Annotated in this window: 1 protein-coding gene and 1 pseudogene; both read left to right on the forward strand. The window is 42.4% G+C overall.

Translation table 11 applies throughout. The features are described 5' to 3' along the window. The coding region (locus tag NE638_RS18500) for a MobA/MobL family protein (protein ID WP_173746860.1) at positions 1 to 1092 on the forward strand (1092 nt) is incomplete at its 5' end. Further along, positions 1073 to 1316: pseudogene (locus NE638_RS18505) on the forward strand (DUF6040 family protein); the annotation flags it as partial. The gene NE638_RS18500 and the pseudogene NE638_RS18505, both read left to right, overlap by 20 nt.

Here is a 1316-nt window from a genome sequence, read left to right on the forward strand (position 1 = left end):
CAGGATAAGAAAAACCCTGACCGTCATGGAATCCGTATCCCTGTATTAGACGAAAACGGAATTCAGAAGATGGGTGCAAGAAACCGCCTGCAATGGAAACGGGTGCTGACCGATGCTACCGGATGGAACAATCCAAAAAATTGTGAACTGTGGCGGAGTGAATGGGCAAAGGTGTGTAATGAACATCTTCCTTTGCATAATCAGGTCGATCACCGTTCTTATGAAAAACAGGGAAAACTCCAGATTCCTACCATCCATGAAGGCGCTGACGCAAGAAAGATTGAACAAAAGTTTCTTGCCGGGCAGGAAATAAAAGGTTCGTGGAAAGTAGCGGAAAATCAAATCATAAAACAACAAAACACGTTATTGCAAAAGATACTGGACACCTTTGGAAAAGTATCGGGTGCATTATCATTATGGAAGGAGCGATTAAATGACATTAGAAGAAAGCCGGGAAATTATACCCTTAATGGAATCCATGATTGGGCAAATCGAAGAACAGCAGACCTTAATGGCAGAAATGATTCTGGAAATGCAGAACCGGGACACCCAACTCTCTCTTATGCAGGAACAGAATCAGAAATTGCAAAAATTAAACAGCGAGTTATCCGAGCTGCTCAACATTTTGCCAAATACCGAGGAACTGCTTTCCAAGATGGAAGAACAGAAAACGAAGATAGAACTTTTGGAAAACGAAAATCAGCAATGGCAGAAATTGGCACAGACTCTGAACAGCGAAAACAGTTTATTGCTGAAACAGAACACCGAATTGCTGAACTGGAACAGCAAATAAGGAAAGGACGTGATATAGATGAACGAATCCAGAGAATCAAAGAACGCCGAACAGTTGGAAGAACTTCTGCTCTTGACCGAGGAGATACAAGAAGAACTGGAACAGAAAGACCAGCTTATCGAGGAACTGAAGACGCAGCTCAGCGAATCTCTGACCTTGAACGAGAAATTAAACAAAGAGAACAAAGCCGGGAATATTCAAGCATTAAAGAACGACTTGAAGCTAGCAGACAGAGCATTGCGGAACGAGAAAGAGAAGCTGCGAAGCGCAAACGTCACGATAGGGGAATGTCAAGATAAAATACGATGCTTAACACAACAACGGGATTATGCCCGGACACATCAGAAAATCGTAGAGATACCGGTAGAAAAGCCGGTACTCTATGAAAAATGTGAAGCCTGTGACCGGACAGCCTATCAGAATGAAAAAGCGAAATACGAAACACAAAAAGAGCGACTTGCAGGACAATATAAAGCAAAAACGGTAATGTTCCAAACAACCTTGTTCCTTCTTGCATGGTATT

It is taken from the genome of Blautia sp. MSK.18.38, assembly GCF_024460535.1.
In the GTDB taxonomy this organism is placed as follows: domain Bacteria; phylum Bacillota; class Clostridia; order Lachnospirales; family Lachnospiraceae; genus Blautia_A; species Blautia_A fusiformis.